The sequence below is a fragment of the Psychroserpens sp. genome, assembly GCF_036960315.1.
Lineage (GTDB): Bacteria > Bacteroidota > Bacteroidia > Flavobacteriales > Flavobacteriaceae > Psychroserpens.
In genome coordinates, this window is record NZ_JBALVR010000004.1 from 1 (window position 1) to 15,327 (window position 15,327).

A 15,327-nucleotide genomic window follows, 5' to 3' on the forward strand; every position below is an offset into this window, starting at 1 on the left:
GTGAAGGCGGAACGTATAGTGTTACGGTAACCGATGTTACAAGTTCAAGCAACACGATGTGTGAGAGCAGTGATAGTACAGAGGTTATTGAGAGTGATCCACCAGAGGTTACCGCTACAGTTACAACAGATGCTTTTGCAGATACTCATGTTATAGAAGTTAGTGTCGTAGGGGTAGGCGAGTATGAGTATAGTTTGGATGACGGTCCATGGCAAGATGAGCCCATCTTTGTAGATGTATCGTTAGGTGAGCATGTGGTTACGGCCAGAGATAAGAATGGTTGCGGAGAGGCGAGTGATGAAGTCATAGTTATGGATTATCCGAAGTTCTTTACACCAAATGGCGATGGATATAACGACACATGGAACATTAGCGCAATAAATAATCAACCAAGCGCAAAAATTTATGTATTTGACAGATACGGAAAACTACTCAAGCAACTCAGTCCGACAGGAGGTGGATGGAATGGTACCTATAACGGTAATCAGATGCCAACGAGTGACTACTGGTTTGTAGTGGAGTACAATGAGCCTAATACAGGTGACCGTAAAGAATTTAGAGCCCACTTTACCCTGAAAAGATAGGTGTAGTTTAATTAAAATATTTAAAAGCTATGTAGAGATGCATAGCTTTTTCTTTTTGACATCCATCATAGATTTTAAGAAACAGATGAATAATAAACCTTATTCATTACATACATTAGTGAAAAGATTGATTTGTTCTATTGGGCTTCAGTCTGAAATTATAGATACTTATTAAAAGAAGTCTTGCTATATGATATATTTTAAAACGTAATATCTTTTGTTAGGCTATTGCCTAATATTTTCAATAAAAAATGCCGAACTACAGTTCAGCATTTTTTATAAAGTATGTTTATGAATTGTTACAAGTTAAAACCTAATGTTAGTGTTATGTTAGAGTTTTTAGTATCTAAAGTAGCGGCATCTGTAAGACCAACTGAGTACAGTTGATTGTTAACTGTTCTTTCTGCCACATCATAAGTTAAATCTAGTTTGGTGTTTCCGAAGTTATAACCAAGACCTAAAGAGTAGCCAGTAAGATCTCCGTAAAATGAGTCGTCCTCATACGGACTTTCTTCAAATCTGTAGCCACCTCTAAAACTAAATTGTTGATGCTTAAACTCTCCTCCGAATCTGTACGTGTTAGCAATTTTAAATATGTTATCCATAATTTCATTTTGAGAAGCAAAGAATGCATCAGATGTAGGTCTGAATTTTGTGTTTTTAAAATTTCTTCTCGAATAATCAAAACTCAATAACGCTTGTTCTCCAAAAACATAAGCTAAACTTCCGGTGATCTTTCCTGGAGACTGAAGTCTATAATTTGGGAAAATATTAATAACGTTTGGATTGATAGACGTTGAGAGATTACTACCACCATCATTTCTTATTGTCCCAATACTTTGAGAGGTTTCTTCTGTAAGAGTTAACCAAGTTGGTGAATTATATGTAAAGCCAGCTCTAAACTCTTTAGTTAATTTTAAAATAGCTCCCAATTGAAATGAAAAGCCATTACCTGTAGTTAGTAAATTGTTGTCAAAGCCAACATCGGTAACTAAAGATCCTGCGTTTGAGTTTGACTCATCAAAGGATGTAAATCTTTCATAATTAATAAAATGTGTGTTTAAGTTTAGTCCTAGATATAATCTATCTTCATATTGAGTAGCAGCATTAAAACTTAATTTTCCATTATAACCTCTAGCAACATAATTATAACTTTGATTGAAAGTTCCAGGAGCAATATTTGAATTATAAACTGTATTGTCATCAGTATCAGTATCTGGTTCTAGAATAAAAGACTCATATCCTAAGAATGCTTGTTGATTTCCGAAGCCATAAAAAGTGCCTATTTCTGCATAAGCTTCTGAAATTGTTTCTCCTGGAAAAGCAGAAATTTCATCTAGCCTTCGTCCTTGAGCATAAGCTAAAAAGTAGCTGTCAATTGAATTAGTATTCTGACCAGAAGCAAACCACTCGTCATCATAATTTGCAGTTTTATCATACGCAACACTTACAACAAATTTTCGCCATGAAGAGTTTTCGTTTCTATTAGCAAACACAAATGCAGCTCCAGCTTGATGTAAATCAATTTTTGAATCTGATGATGAATTTTGTCCATTAAAAAAAGACACGTCATTGTCAGAATTTAAGCTTGAAAGCGATATAGAAGCGTGACTTCTGCTAAATATTGCCGAACTAGCAGGATTTATACTTACGGCAGACATATCTCCACCTAGTGCTCCAAACGCACCACTCATTGCTCTAAATCGTGCTGTTCCTTGAATTTCATCTTGAGAAAATCTGAGTGCGTCAGATATATCTTGAGCTATAATATTGGACATAGAGAATACACCTATGACAAGTATAATTAACTTTTTCATATTAAATTTTTAAAACTTTTGCAATAAATAATATCGAATTATCCTCTTTTTCTAGAACTACTTCTAGTTGATGACTTTGAAGATCCAGATGATCTTGAAGAACCTCCAGAGCTTCTCGCTGAAGAACCACTACTTCGAGTGCTACTTCTACTAGGTGTAACTCTAGTTCTTGATGAGCTAGAATTGCTTCTTGTTCTAGTCGAAGAACTGTTAGTTCTAGTTCTTGTTGAACGAGTATTAGTTCTTGTTCTTGTTGATTGTGGTCTAGTTATACGAGTATTAGTTCTTGTTCTAGTCGATTGAGGTCTAGTTATACGAGTATTAGTTCTTGTTGTTTGAGGTCTAGTTATACGAGTATTGCTACGAGTATTAGTTCTTGGGCGTGATGTAAGTGCTCTAGTTGAATTCCCTAACACACTTCTGCTAGCTATAGATCTTCGACCTGAATTTGATGTATTATTAGTGCCTCTTCGGCCATAATTATCCGATCCTCGTCTACCATAGTTGTATGCAAGATTATTTCCGTAATAGGAATTTCCATAGTTATAACCGTAATATCCTGGTGGACACCATGCATTAAAGCCTCCATATCCATAGTTGCCATAGCCGTATCCGAAGTAAGGATTCCATCCCCAATTGTTCCAACCAAATCCACCTCCCCAACGAGAATTGTATCTGCCCCAATTATTCCAACCATAACCAGCATTAAAGCCCCAGTTATTCCATCCCCAATTATCATAGCGATTGATAATAGTTATGGTAACTTGATCACTATCTTGACCCCAACCAGCATTACCAGTTTGAATTTCTTCAGATGATTCGTCGTCGTAGTCACCTACATAATCATCTATATCAGTAAATATAGCACTACCATCATCTGGTATTTCGCTATATTGTAAAGCTTTTTCAGTAAAATAATCTTTATATAAACTGTTGTCTTCAACAGGAACATTGCTTGTCTCTTCGTACACTACTGCATCGTCACTATAAATACCATCATTATCATAACCAACATATTGATATGATCCACAAGAAGCAAACAAGAATGTTAAGCTTAGTGCAACAATAATTGGCAATTTCGTCTGTATGTAATTGTTTAATTGCATATCTTTTGATTTTAATTGTTGAACATTACAAAAATAGTTAGTTTTGCTGAACTATTTTTTTATTTAACATAATCACAAATTTTGTGCCAAAAAGCAGATAATGAGTAAAAACCTTACAAGTAGAACAGAAGATTATTCTAAATGGTATAACGAATTGGTCGTAAAGGCTGATTTAGCTGAGAATTCAGCGGTTAGAGGCTGCATGGTCATCAAACCTTATGGTTATGCAATTTGGGAAAAAATGCAAGCGGAATTAGATAGAATGTTTAAGGAAACAGGTCATCAAAATGCATATTTCCCACTTTTTGTGCCTAAAAGTTTGTTTGAAGCTGAAGAAAAAAATGCAGAGGGCTTCGCAAAGGAGTGTGCAATCGTTACGCATTATAGACTACAAAATGATCCAGATAATGAAGGGAAACTCCGTGTTGATCCAGAGGCTAAACTAGAGGAAGAGCTTATTGTAAGACCAACTAGTGAAGCTATTATTTGGCATACTTTTAAAGGATGGATTCAAAGTTATAGAGATTTACCTTTACTAATTAACCAATGGTGTAATGTCGTGCGTTGGGAAATGAGAACACGATTGTTTTTACGTACAGCTGAATTTTTATGGCAAGAAGGTCACACTGCTCATGCTACAAAAGCTGAAGCTGTTATTGAAGCTGAACTAATGAATGATGTATATGCTGAATTTGCAGAAAATTTCATGGCGATTCCAGTCATTAAAGGTGTGAAAACTGAAAGTGAACGTTTTGCAGGAGCTATTGAAACGTATTGTATAGAAGCATTAATGCAGGATGGGAAGGCGCTTCAGGCTGGTACGTCTCATTTCTTAGGCCAAAATTTTGCTAAAGCATTTGATGTGAAGTTTACCAATAATGAAGGTAAGCTAGATCATGTATGGGCAACATCTTGGGGAGTTTCAACACGATTAATGGGAGCTTTGATTATGACACATAGTGATGATAAAGGACTGGTTTTGCCTCCAAATTTAGCGCCATCTCAAGTCGTTATCGTGCCTATATATAGAAATGATGAGCAACTTGAAGTGATTACTGAAAAGGCCAATACCATCATTAAAGAATTAAAGACTTTAGGTGTTTCTTGCAAGTTTGATTCTAGAACGACACATAGGCCAGGTGCTAAATTTGCGCAACATGAGCTTCAAGGTGTGCCTTTAAGAATAGCAATAGGTCCTAAGGATTTGGAAAATGGCACTGTTGAGTTAGCAAGACGTGATACCTTGACTAAAGAAATAGTTTCTATGGATGATTTAGTTTCTACTGTTGAAACACTTTTAAAAACAATTCAGGAAGAATTATTTAGTAAAGCACTTAATTATAGAGATACTCATATTTCCGAAGTTGATGATTTTGAAACCTTTAAAGAGGTTTTAGAAGGTAAGACAGGTTTTATATCTGCGCATTGGGATGGTACAGCAGAAACTGAACAAAAGATAAAAGAACTTACCAAAGCTACTATTAGGTGTATCCCAATGGATGTGAAAAAAGAAGCTGGGAAATGCGTATACACTGGTAATCCATCAACTAATAGAGTGCTTTTTGCTAAGGCATATTAAATTTTTTTCAAAAAAGTTTATTAAGGTGTTGCAACATTTAAAAATAGTTGTATTTTTGCATCCGCAATGAGTAATTGCTTGTTCATTTGAAATGAAGCTTAAATTTAAGTTTCAAACAGAAATAACTCAAATGGCCCGTTCGTCTATCGGCTAGGACGCATGGTTTTCATCCATGTAAGAGGGGTTCGATTCCCCTACGGGCTACGATTTTTAATAAGAAATAATATACAATGGCAAATCATAAGTCAGCATTAAAAAGAATTAGAAGTAACGACGCTAAACGTTTACGTAACAGATATCAACACAAGACAACTCGTGGTGCTATTAAAAGATTACGTGACATGGAGAAAGCTAAAGACGCAAATGAATATTTGCCTGCAGTGATTTCAATGATAGATAAGTTAGCTAGAAATAATGTTATCCACGATAATAAAGCGGCTAATTTAAAGTCTAGTTTAACTAAGCATGTAGCTTCATTAAGTTAGCAAAAGCTTATAGTTAAAATTATAGAAGCTTCTCTTACGAGAGGCTTTTTTTGTTGCGTTATATTTTAGGTAAATTTAATCTATAATATAAAAAAGCCCTTAATATCGATTAAGGGCTTTTTTTGTTGTGTTATATTAGTCTTAAAGAGATGTTATCCATTCATAGATACTAAGAACTCTTCATTGTTTCTAGTTTGCTTGAATCTATCATTTATGAATTCCATAGCTTCTACAGGATTCATGTCGGCAAGGTATTTACGCATTACCCACATTCTTTTAATAGTAGTTTCATCTAATAGAATATCATCACGACGTGTACTCGAAGATGTTAAGTCGATTGCAGGGAAAATACGACGGTTAGAAATTTTACGATCTAACTGTAATTCCATATTACCTGTTCCTTTAAATTCTTCAAAAATCACTTCATCCATTTTTGAACCTGTTTCGGTCAATGCTGTAGCAATGATAGTTAACGAACCACCATTTTCGATATTACGTGCAGCTCCAAAGAAACGCTTTGGCTTATGAAGCGCATTCGCATCAACACCACCAGAAAGAATCTTTCCAGATGCTGGTTGAACCGAGTTATAAGCTCTTGCTAAACGTGTAATTGAGTCTAAAAGAATTACCACATCGTGGCCACATTCTACAAGTCGTTTTGCTTTTTCTAAAACGATATTCGCGATTTTTACGTGCTCGTGTGCTTCTTTATCAAAGGTAGAAGCAATAACTTCACCACGCACATTACGTTGCATATCTGTTACCTCTTCAGGACGTTCATCAATTAATAAAATCATTTGGTAAACCTCAGGATGATTAGCTGCAATTGCATTTGCAACATCCTTAAGTAACATGGTCTTACCCGTTTTAGGTTGTGATACAATCATACCACGTTGTCCTTTTCCTATTGGAGCGAACAAATCCATAATACGTGTAGAGATAGTTGCTTGCTTCTCAGCTAGATTAAATTTCTCTTCCGGAAATAAAGGAGTTAAATGTTCAAAAGCGACACGGTCTCTAACGACATTTGGACTCTGACCGTTAATTTTACTTACCTTGATTAATGGGAAATATTTTTCACCTTCTTTTGGTGGGCGTACATTTCCAAAAACAGTATCACCAACTTTTAATCCAAATAATCTAATTTGTGATTGCGATACATAAATATCATCGGGAGATGATAAATAGTTATAATCAGATGAACGTAAAAAGCCATAACCATCTTGCATAATATCTAAAACACCTTCACTTTCTATGATGGCATCAAATTCGAAATCCGGTTCTCTGTAACGGTTACGACTGTCTTTGTTTCCGTTATTTTTATGCACATTGCCATCCTTTTGACGCGGATTAGGCTTATTTGTGTCATTGGTTTTTTGACGCGGATTAGGTTTATGGTCTTTTGATTGATTTTGTTTATTATCGTTATCCTTCTGATTCTGATTCGGATTAGGTTTATTATCGTTGGAATTTTTAGAACGATTATCGGTATTCTGATTATTGGTTCTCGGATTGTTATTTCTAGTATCTTTTTTTTCGTTGGAATGAGTTTTAGGAGACGTATCCTCTTTCTCATTAGTATGAGCTTTAGGTGACGTATCGTCTTTCTCATTAGTATGAGTTTTAGGTGACGTAACGTCTTTTTTCTCATCTAATTCCATTTTCTGCTGTTGCGCAGGTTTTTCATCTTGTTTTTTCTCAACACGAGCTCTTGGCTTTCGTTGTTGCTGTACAGGTTTCTTTTGCTCTACTTTCTCTGCAGGTGCAGGTGTAGGTGCAATGACTTCTTTTTTCACAGCATCTGGATTGGCTGCCTGAAAGTCTAAGATTTGGTAAACAAGATCTAATTTTTTTAACGAACGGTATTTTGGTACGTTTAATTTTTGAGCTATATCCTGAAGTTCAGGAAGCTTCTTTGCTTTTAATTCGGAAATTTCGAACATGTATATGTATACTAATTAAGTTTATTCTTTGAAATGGATTTATTTCTTACTTTTCTCTTTTCTGAAAAATGTTAATGGTGGGAAAAATTTGAAAAAAATCTGAAGATTTAACCCTCTGCAACTCTGAGTGTAACAGATTGTTAATGCAATAATACAATTTTATTTTTGAAATTTAATACATCTTTTAAAAAGAAACTATTAATTTTGTGCTTCATTAGAGATAATTATAAATGATTCAACGCATACAAACCATATATCTATTATTATCTGCAGCTGTGTCTGCAGGCTTAATATTTGTGTTTCATTTGTGGACCAATAGCGAAGATGTTATGGTCTTTGCAAAAGATGACTATTTGTATCTAGGTTTGTTTTTAGGATCTGCTTTATTATCTTTAATCTCTATATTTAGCTATAAAAACAGGAAGTTTCAATTTGTTTTGGGACGACTTAATATCATATTAAACTTTATTTTATTAGGATTTTTTGTGTATCAATTGCTAATACCACCTGGAGAGAGTCATATCTCAGAGAAAGGTGTTGGGATATTCATTCCTATTTTATCTATCGTGTTATTGGTTTTAGCCAATAAGGCCATAAAAAAGGATGAAGACCTCGTGAAATCTGTCGATCGATTACGATAAACCCTATTATCTTAATTATTTTAGTGCGTAAACCCAAGGTGAAGACCTTGGGTTTTTTAATGCTTTATGTTTTTCGGAAATATTAGCGCTTCGGAAATTCTATCACTTCAAGATTTTCGATTTTTTTGCCATCAATGGTAAAGCGTAGCATGGTTCTTATGTTGTGAAAACCATGTTTGCCGACTGCGCCAGGATTCATATGAATCAAATTATAGCGTTTATCTGGCATCACTTTCAGAATGTGTGAATGTCCACAGATGAAAATCCGAGGTGGATTCTCCTTTATCAAATCTCGAGTTCTCATGTTATATTTAGGTGGATAACCTCCAATATGCGTCATCCAAACAGCAACATCTTCACACATAAACCGGTTATTTTCTGGAAATTCTGTTCGCGCTTTAGCGTCATCAATATTTCCGTATACTGCACGTAAGGGTTTTAATGCTTTAATCTTGTCGGTCACTGCTAAATCACCGATATCTCCAGCATGCCAGACTTCATCAGCTTGTTTGACGTATTTTAAAATAGCATCATCAATATAACTATGTGTATCAGAGAGTAATAGGATTCTTGTCATCTAGTTGCTCTAGTGGTTAGTTTAGTTTATTTCCCGAAGAAAACCTTTTAATTGTGTTAATGTAAGATGATAACCATCAAAACTAATTATCTTTGTGCTTATACAAAAGTAAGGTTTCTATTGCGGTTTTTTATCGAATTATCATATAACGGAAAAGCATACCATGGTTGGCAAATTCAGCCAGATGCAATATCTGTACAGGAGGTTTTGGAAAAGGCCTTATCTACTATATTAAAGCAGAATATTGCTATTGTTGGAGCAGGAAGAACAGATACAGGAGTTCATGCTTCGAAGTTCTATACGCATTTCGATTTTGAAGATTCATTACCTGAAAATTTTGTTTTTAAATTAAATTCATTTCTTCCAAAGGATATTGCCATTCAATCTATTTTTAAAGTTAGAGACGATGCTCATGCACGTTTTCATGCTATAAGTAGATCGTATAATTATAGAATTTCGACTAGCAAAAATGTGTTTAACTATGATTTTGCTTTTGCATTACAGAAACCGTTAAATGTCGAGTTGATGAATAAAGCTTGCGATATTCTATTACAGTATAAGGATTTTCAATGCTTTTCGAAGGTAAATACAGATGTAAAAACGTATAATTGTAAATTGATGCTCGCTCAGTGGAGCGTTAATGGAGACGAGTTAGTATTTACAATAATAGCAGATCGCTTTTTAAGAAACATGGTTCGCGCAGTTGTAGGAACTCTCATAAATATTGGTTTAGGTAAACTTGAACTGGAAAAATTGCATGATATTATAAAATCTAAAGATAGGAGTGAAGCAGGGTTTTCCGTGCCTGCTCATGGATTATATTTAGTAAATGTTGAATATCCAAAAGACATAAAAAAGTAAATAACTTAATGGAAAACAAGAAAACAAAAGCTTTCGATCTCGATTTGTTTAAGAGATTACTTCAATATATTAGACCGTACAGGTTAGTGTTTATTGGGTCTTTGTTTTGTGTGATTGGATTAGCAGTTTTTGGTGTATTACGACCATTGGTGCTGCAAGAGGCTATAGATGAGCATGTTAAGACTCAAGACTATAATGGGTTCTTGTTCTATATCATTGCTATGCTGGTTTTATTGCTATTAGAAGTGGTATGTCAATTGCTCTTTATATATTATGCGAGTTGGTTAGGACAATCGGTTGTTAAGGATATTCGAGTGAAATTATATAATCATGTCTTAAAGTTTCGAATGAAATATTATGATAACTCTTCCGTAGGTATTCTAATTACTAGAACGGTTACAGATATGGAACGTATCGCAGATATTTTTGGTCAAGGCTTGTTCATGATTTTTAGTGATTTACTTAAGATGCTTGTTGTTGCTGGAGCCATGATTTATATAAATTGGAAGTTGAGTTTGATTGCCTTTGTAACAATGCCAATTGTATTATTTGCGACTAAGATTTTTCAGAAGTATATGAAACGAGCTTTTGAAGAAGTAAGAACCGAAGTGTCTAATTTGAACTCCTTTGTTCAGGAACGTGTAACTGGAATGAAAATTCTTCAGCTATTCACGAGAGAAGCTACTGAATTCAAAAAATTTGAAGCCATTAACGAGCGTCATAAAAAAGGATGGTTAAAAACTGTTTGGTATAACTCTGTATTTTTTCCTATTGCCGATTTGTTGTCCTCTATAACTTTAGGATCCATTATTTGGGCAGGAGGATTAATGGTTGTGATTCAAGGTACAGCAACAGAAGGTAATTTATTTGCATTTATCATGTTTGTGCCAATGTTGTTTAGACCATTAAATCAGATTGCTAATAAATTCAACACATTACAAATGGGAATGGTTGCAGCAGATCGTGTGTTTAAAGTGTTGGATACGACATCTCAGATTGATGATTCTGGTACTAACATCGCTACAGAATTTAAAGGTGATATTTCATTTAAAGAGGTGCACTTTTCTTATGTTGAGTACGAAGAAGTGCTCAAAGGCATTTCGTTAGAGGTCAAAGCAGGTGAAACAGTTGCTATTGTTGGAGCTACTGGAGCAGGAAAGTCCACCATTATCAATTTATTAAACCGTTTTTACGACATCAGCGATGGTATCATTTGCATTGATGGAACAGATATTAAAAGTTTAACCTTAAAATCATTGCGATCTCAAATAGCAGTTGTTTTACAGGATGTGTTTTTGTTTGCTGACACAATCTTAAATAATATTACACTCAAGGATCCTAGTATTTCTGAAGAAGAGGTTATACAAGCCGCAAAAAATATCGGAATCCATGATTTTATTTCTAGCCTTCCAAATGGCTATCATTACAACGTTAAAGAACGTGGATCGATGTTGTCTTCAGGACAACGACAACTCATTTCGTTTTTGAGAGCTTATGTGACTAATCCAAGTATATTGGTATTGGATGAAGCGACGTCTTCCGTCGATTCATATTCTGAGCAACTCATACAAGATGCTACAGATAAAATTACCAAAGGACGTACGTCAATCGTTATTGCGCATCGTTTAGCAACGGTTCAGCAAGCTGACCAGATTATTGTTATGGATGCTGGTAAAATTGTAGAAAAAGGAACGCACAACGAACTTCTAAAAGTCGAAAATGGCTATTATAGAAATCTCTATGAAGTCCAGTTTTTAAAGGCTGAAGCTGTTTAACTATTGTTTTGCTGCTTCAATAGCTGCTCTTTGAGCTTCTATGATTTGTTGCATGTCACCAGTAAAAAACATAATGATCATTACAATAATAGTAATGATTACCATGAAAACACCTAGAACACCTAAAAACAACAGTGTTCTTAATATAATTTTCCCAAAACTAAGTTTGTATAGTCGCTTAAAAGTATAAGCCGCATAAAGTATCATAAAAGGTAGAAATATCATACTCAAAAGGGCTTGCTGAACACCAAACATTGCTGTAATCACAATAATAAATGCGGTGATAATTGATAGTTGAGATTGCCAGTACAAAAAAACAACGATCAACTCGGTGTAATTGAATTTTTTTAATCCTACAAATGTGACACGAGCAATGAGTGCATAAATTGGGATATAAAGCATCATAAACAAGGACATGTATTCTTGAATAAAACTTGCATTTTTCTTTTGGAATTCTTCTTGTCCTTCAAAAGCAAATGCGGAATAATCCATAGCTTCTGGATAAAACTTATCTAGGATTAAAATATATAATCCAGTTAAAGTTATGGCTAAACCAAAATAACTAATAGGATTTACATAACGTTTTCGTATGCCATTAATGTAGCCTTCAATTACAACCTCTGGCCTTATAAATAAATCAAGAAACGTTCTTATAAGCTTGTTGTCATAATTGAAAAAAGTATCGCTAAAATGTTCAAAAAGATTCTTAACGGTTAAGCGATTTCTAATCACTTTTCCTCCACAACGATTACAGAAATCACTATCAGGAATTAATTCGGTATGGCAGTTTTTACAATTCATTAGATGGTTGTGGTTAGCTGATCTTTACATAACATTGGAAACTAATATAGTTATCATTATTAATATAACAGAAACGATAATTAAGATAATTCCAAACGTAATCATTACAAGTAAGAAGTGCAATACTGTATCCCAAAATGACGTTTCAAAAACACGTTTTAAAACATAAAAGAAATAAATAAATATCAAAAGGGTTACAAAACTTGAAATTAATAAATAATTAAATCCGAAGCACAAAAATAAAATACTAACTACCGCAGTAATAATGACTACTTGAGCATTGTAATACAAGTTAAGAACTAAATGTTCTGTGAAATTATAACGTTTTTTCGGTTTAATAACCAAGTATACAAGCCAAGTTGCTAATGTATAAAGCGGAACCGTTATGATGTAAATTATACTTTGATATCTATTAATTTCTTCAAAACTACCTAAAGGATATGTGCTAAAAGTATTGCCTTTCGTCTTAGAAGCTTCTTCTAATGGTTTGAAAAAATCTAAGGCAGTAGCCATATCCTCACTAAAAAATGTATTCATTAAGAATACTTGAATACCAACTAGCGTTAATGAGATGGCAAAATATTGAATGACGTTGATATATTTTTTCCGAGTACCATCTATAAAACCATTAATGACCAGTTCGGGTTTTGTAAACAGATGGATAAACGTTTTAAAGAACTTATTGTCAATACTAATGAATTGCTCATTGATTTCACTCCAAATATTTTTGAGCGTCAGTCGGTTTCGAATGAGCTTTGCACCACATAACGGACAAAAATTAATAGTTTCTTTTAGAGAAGTATTGCAATTTTTACAATCCATCTATGTTAAGTCTTTAAAAAGTAAGGTTGTAAGCTCTGTTAGGTCTTCAAACATAACAAATTCGCCGCTTTTTATATAGGAAATTTGCCCAGTTTCTTCGCTAACTACTATAGCTACAGCGTCTGTTTTTTCAGTAATACCAACTGCTGCGCGATGACGTAAGCCAAAACGTTGCGGAATACTTTTTTCATTATTCACAGGAAGAATCACGCGTGTCGCTTTTACCACATTATTCTCGATAATTATTGCGCCATCGTGCAACGGACTATTTTTAAAGAAGATACTTTCGATAATCGGTTGTGTGACTTTGATGTTCATCTCATCACCGGTATTGGTTAGGAAATCAAGATTGTTATTACGTTCTAAAACGATAAGTGCTCCTGTTCTCGATTTCCCCATTTTGTCACAAGCTGCAACTAAAGCATGAATATCGGTTTCAGTTTCGGCTTCGGTTTTTAAGAACTTCATCTTCTTGAAAAACTTACCACGGCCACTTAGGTTGGTGGATCCAACCATGAGCAGGAATTTTCGTATTTCGGGCTGGAATACTACGATAAGTGCAATAATTCCAACCTTGATAAAGCCATCAAAAATGCGATGCAACATGAACATGTCTAGAAATTCTGTAACTCTCCAAACCAAGTAAATGATAATAATCCCAATAAAAATATTGACAGCCACAGTACCTTTGACTAGCTTATAGACATAATAAAGAAGAATAGCGACGAGGAAGACGTCGATAAAGTCTATAATTCCAAAATCCCAAAATTTGAATTTTTCCAAGGTAAAGGTGTTTAGCGTAAATGTAATAATTATTGGTTAATAAATGAATTCGTTGTTGTTGATTGAAATAATGTCCGATTTTAATTCTGAAATAATAGATTTGAAAGTAATGTATTCTTGAAAACTTAAATTTTCATTAAAGACCAATGATACTTCTAACTTGATTGCAATTCCAACATTTAAAAGTGTTTCAAAGTATTTTTTTATTTGGTCAGTTCTTAGAACTGTTGGCGGTCCAAATACTTCATTTTTACTTTCAAAGTATAATATAACTTCTTGGAATATGTCTGGACCTATCGAAAAATTAGTAACTGGTTCAAAATCATTCTCATTAAAAGGTTTTGAATTTTCTTCAATAGGTTTTTTGTTTCTATCAATACTATAAACCACATCCGTAAACTCCAAAAAGCCTAAATTCTGAATGCTTGTATCATTACAGGTATAATAATTTTTAGCCGATTCGTTTTTATGCATTTTGGCATTGCGTTTTTTGTCTTGCAAAAATTTAATCTTCGGAATGGCTTGTGCAAGCGTTAATCTTTTGTCGACATTAACGAGCCAATTGGTTGTGCTAATAATGTTTTTCCGGTTGAGTTCTACACTATCTTCTTTAGTTTCATCATAAAACAAATAGGCATGAGATACATCGTGGATTTCCGTAATTGGTGCATTTTCAATTTCGGGAAGTTGCAGGATACGCTTATTTCCGCACGATACTAAAAGGAGAGTGATAACTGAGAGATATAGGTATTTCATTAATGTAATTTTTGGGTGAGTTTGATGCATTCCATGGCTTCCTTAACATCATGTACTCTCAAAATACTCGCGCCTTTTTGTAAAGCAATCGTATTGAGAACTGTGGTTCCATTAAGAGCGTCATCGGCAGAATTTTCAAGCGTTTTGTAAATCATAGATTTTCGCGACACTCCAGCAAGAATTGGCAAATCAGTCATTTTAAATAGCTCTAATTTGTTGAGTAATTCGTAATTCTGTTCTATGGTTTTTGCAAATCCGAAACCGGGATCGATAATTATATCGACGATACCTAAGTCTCTTGCTTTAACGATACGCTCAGAATAATAGAAGAGCATATCCTTGACCAAGTCGTCATAATCGGTTAGTTGTTGCATGGTTTTAGGAGTTCCTCTCATATGCATCATAATGTAGGGCACATTTAAATCGGCAACGGTTTTTAGCATATTTTCATCTAAATGTCCCGCTGAAATATCATTTATCAAACACGCTCCAGCATCGATGCATTGTCTAGCAACTTCACTTCTAAAGGTGTCTATGGATATTATTACTTCAGGGAAATTTTTAATAATGAGTTCTACTATTGGAACAATGCGTTGCAATTCTTCGGATTCGCTGACATGGTCTGCATTAGGTTTAGAGCTATAAGCGCCAATGTCGATAAAAGTAGCGCCTTCGCTTAGCATAGTGTCGACTTGTATTATAATTGCCGCCTTATTTTTAAAACGTCCACCGTCGTAAAATGAATCTGGAGTCACGTTTAAAATACCCATGACTTTAGGTTGGCTAAGATCTATTAA

Annotated in this window: 15 protein-coding genes and 1 tRNA gene; 7 read left to right on the forward strand and 9 right to left on the reverse strand. The window is 34.3% G+C overall.

The genetic code is table 11. From position 1 onward, the window contains the following. The coding region (locus V7719_RS07970; RefSeq protein WP_335729363.1) for a T9SS type B sorting domain-containing protein at nt 1-584 on the forward strand (584 nt) is incomplete at its 5' end. A gap of 299 nt (nt 585-883) precedes the next feature. Here V7719_RS07970 and V7719_RS07975 read toward each other — a convergent pair. Together V7719_RS07975 and V7719_RS07980 are read right to left on the reverse strand one after the other, a co-directional pair. Then, a complete protein-coding gene (locus V7719_RS07975; protein ID WP_335729364.1) occupies nt 884-2,401 on the reverse strand; it encodes an OmpP1/FadL family transporter in 1,518 nt (505 codons plus the stop codon). A gap of 38 nt (nt 2,402-2,439) precedes the next feature. Then, a complete protein-coding gene (locus tag V7719_RS07980) occupies nt 2,440-3,507 on the reverse strand; it encodes a hypothetical protein (RefSeq protein ID WP_335729365.1) in 1,068 nt (355 codons plus the stop codon). 100 nt (nt 3,508-3,607) lie between these two features. Between V7719_RS07980 and proS the strand changes: the two genes are divergently transcribed. The 3 genes from proS to rpsT all read left to right on the forward strand — a co-directional run bounded on the left by proS (nt 3,608) and on the right by rpsT (nt 5,571). Then, nucleotides 3,608-5,086, forward strand: coding sequence for a proline--tRNA ligase (gene proS / locus V7719_RS07985; protein WP_335729366.1), 1,479 nt, complete (start codon nt 3,608-3,610; stop codon nt 5,084-5,086). Nucleotides 5,087-5,218: 132 nt separating this feature from the next. Further along, nucleotides 5,219-5,290, forward strand: a tRNA-Glu gene (locus tag V7719_RS07990). A gap of 26 nt (nt 5,291-5,316) precedes the next feature. Continuing rightward, nucleotides 5,317-5,571, forward strand: a complete 255-nt coding sequence (rpsT, locus tag V7719_RS07995) for a 30S ribosomal protein S20 (RefSeq protein ID WP_335729367.1) — start codon at nt 5,317-5,319, stop codon at nt 5,569-5,571. Between the two features lie 152 nt (nt 5,572-5,723). Here rpsT and rho read toward each other — a convergent pair whose 3' ends face one another. Continuing rightward, on the reverse strand, nt 5,724-7,514 hold the full coding sequence (gene rho / locus V7719_RS08000) for a transcription termination factor Rho (RefSeq protein ID WP_335729368.1): 1,791 nt from the start codon (nt 7,512-7,514) through the stop codon (nt 5,724-5,726). Nucleotides 7,515-7,744: 230 nt separating this feature from the next. Between rho and V7719_RS08005 the strand changes: the two genes are divergently transcribed. Beyond that, on the forward strand, nt 7,745-8,155 hold the full coding sequence (locus tag V7719_RS08005; protein ID WP_335729369.1) for a DUF4293 domain-containing protein: 411 nt from the start codon (nt 7,745-7,747) through the stop codon (nt 8,153-8,155). 82 nt (nt 8,156-8,237) lie between these two features. Here V7719_RS08005 and V7719_RS08010 read toward each other — a convergent pair whose 3' ends face one another. After that, the gene (locus tag V7719_RS08010; protein WP_335729370.1) at nt 8,238-8,732 is read right to left on the reverse strand and encodes a metallophosphoesterase family protein; all 495 of its coding nucleotides are present in this window, start codon (nt 8,730-8,732) and stop codon (nt 8,238-8,240) included. 66 nt (nt 8,733-8,798) lie between these two features. Here V7719_RS08010 and truA point away from each other — a divergent pair, with 66 nt between their 5' ends. Both truA and V7719_RS08020 read left to right on the forward strand, forming a co-directional pair. Further along, nucleotides 8,799-9,593, forward strand: coding sequence for a tRNA pseudouridine(38-40) synthase TruA (gene truA, locus V7719_RS08015; protein WP_335729371.1), 795 nt, complete (start codon nt 8,799-8,801; stop codon nt 9,591-9,593). An 8-nt stretch (nt 9,594-9,601) separates the two neighbouring features. Next, nucleotides 9,602-11,368 (forward strand): ABC transporter ATP-binding protein, encoded by a 1,767-nt coding sequence (locus V7719_RS08020; RefSeq protein WP_335729372.1) that lies wholly within the window; start codon nt 9,602-9,604, stop codon nt 11,366-11,368. Here V7719_RS08020 and V7719_RS08025 read toward each other — a convergent pair whose 3' ends face one another. Genes V7719_RS08025 through folP form a run of 5 tightly spaced genes read right to left on the reverse strand, consistent with a single transcriptional unit; the run spans nt 11,369 to nt 15,300 of the window. After that, entirely contained in the window at nt 11,369-12,169 is an 801-nt protein-coding gene (locus V7719_RS08025; RefSeq protein ID WP_335729373.1) for a DUF3667 domain-containing protein, read from the reverse strand. It lies immediately after the preceding gene. Nucleotides 12,170-12,193: 24 nt separating this feature from the next. Then, complete coding sequence (locus V7719_RS08030; protein ID WP_335729374.1) at nt 12,194-12,991, reverse strand: DUF3667 domain-containing protein; 798 nt, start codon at nt 12,989-12,991, stop codon at nt 12,194-12,196. Further along, on the reverse strand, nt 12,992-13,774 hold the full coding sequence (cdaA, locus tag V7719_RS08035; protein WP_335729375.1) for a diadenylate cyclase CdaA: 783 nt from the start codon (nt 13,772-13,774) through the stop codon (nt 12,992-12,994). It abuts the gene before it with no gap. A 36-nt stretch (nt 13,775-13,810) separates the two neighbouring features. Then, nucleotides 13,811-14,530, reverse strand: coding sequence for a hypothetical protein (locus tag V7719_RS08040; protein ID WP_335729376.1), 720 nt, complete (start codon nt 14,528-14,530; stop codon nt 13,811-13,813). Then, nucleotides 14,530-15,300, reverse strand: coding sequence for a dihydropteroate synthase (gene folP, locus V7719_RS08045; RefSeq protein ID WP_335729704.1), 771 nt, complete (start codon nt 15,298-15,300; stop codon nt 14,530-14,532). The genes V7719_RS08040 and folP overlap by 1 nt, the downstream gene beginning before the upstream one ends. Nucleotides 15,301-15,327 lie beyond the last annotated feature (27 nt).